Annotated in this window: 1 protein-coding gene; it reads left to right on the forward strand. The window is 70.5% G+C overall.

All coding sequences use genetic code 11. The annotated features are described in order from the left end of the window. Positions 1-13: 13 nt before the first annotated feature. On the forward strand, positions 14-1,453 hold the full coding sequence (locus tag ACFQ79_RS40705; RefSeq protein ID WP_383593436.1) for an NF041680 family putative transposase: 1,440 nt from the start codon (positions 14-16) through the stop codon (positions 1,451-1,453). Positions 1,454-1,462: the final 9 nt, after the last annotated feature.

Below are 1,462 nucleotides of genomic sequence, written 5' to 3' on the forward strand. Positions count from 1 at the left end.
CCGGAGGTCGTCGGTGTCGAGTGTTGTTGATGGAGCCGTGCCACGGCAGGTGTTGGCTGAACTTTCCTGCTTTCGGGTGGGGTTGTACGAGGCGATGACCCGCCGCGCGGATGCCTTGTTCGAGCTGGTGGACGCGGTGTTGTGCGCGGAGGGCCCGGTGGTGTCGTTGCCGGAGCTGTCACTTCAGACGGTGCACCGGCGGGGACATGGCGCAATGTACGACGCACTGGCCGACGGCCGGATCGACGTGTCCCGGCTGCGGGTCGCTCTGGCCGGCCTGACGCTGCCGCGTGGGTCCGACCGGCAGTTGTCGGTCGCGCTTGATGTGACGCCGTGGCCGCGTCCGGACGCGGAGTGCTCGCCCGGGCGCCTTCACTGTCACCGTCCGTGCCGATGCGACGGGGTGCGTCAGACGATTCCCGGATGGCCGTACCAGGTCGCCGCAGCGCTCGGCGGGGGCCGCACCTCGTGGACCGGGCTGCTGGACGCGGTCCGGCTCGGCCCCGACGACGATGCGACCGCGGTCACCGCCGCCCAGATCCGGGACCTGCTGGGGCGGCTGCGGGAGGCCGGGCAGTGGCACGAGGGCGACCCTCAGGTGCTGTTCGTCCTCGATTCCGGTTACGACATCGTGCGTCTGACCTGGCTGCTGCGCGACGAGCCGGTGCGGCTGCTCGGGCGGATCCGTTCCGACCGGGTCATGCATCATCCGGCCGGGCGACGCCGGGGGCCCACCAAAGGCCGGCAGCCGCGTCACGGTGAGGCGTTCCGTCTCGCCGATGAGGCAACCCACGCCACTCCGACCCAGACATCCATCACCAGGCACGACCGCTTCGGTGTCGTTGTCGCCCGCTGCTGGGGACGCCTGCACCCGAAACTGGAACGCCGCGGCCCGTGGACCGCCCACGAGGGCGAACCGCCCATCGTGGAAGGAACCCTGATCCACCTGACAGTCGAGCACCTACCAGGCAACCGGGACCCCAAGCCGGTGTGGTTGTGGCACAGCGACCCCGACGCCGGCGCGCACGATGTCGACCGTCTGTGGAGGACCTTCCTCCGCCGGTTCGATCTCGAGCACACCTTCCGCTTCCTCAAACAGACGCTCGGCCTGACCCGCCCCCGGCTGCGTCACCCCGCCCAGGCCGACCGATGGGTCTGGCTGATCCTGGCCGCCCACACCCAACTCCGCCTCGCCCGCACCCTCGTCGGCGACCTCCGCAGACCCTGGGAGAAGTCCCTGCCCCCGGACCGACTCACCCCTGGCCGGGTCCGCCGAAGCTATCCCCGCATCCGGCGGATCCTCGGCACCCCCGCGAAACCGCCGAAAGCCTCCCGGCCCGGCCCCGGCCGCCCACCAGGCCGCACCACCAGCCCCGCACCCCGCCACCCCGTCGGCAAACACCACCACAAAAAGGACAACCCCCGACCCAACGAGCCGAGGGAAAACCTTTAAATTCAAGCT

This window comes from Streptomyces sp. NPDC056480 (assembly GCF_042795405.1).
Lineage (GTDB): Bacteria > Actinomycetota > Actinomycetes > Streptomycetales > Streptomycetaceae > Streptomyces.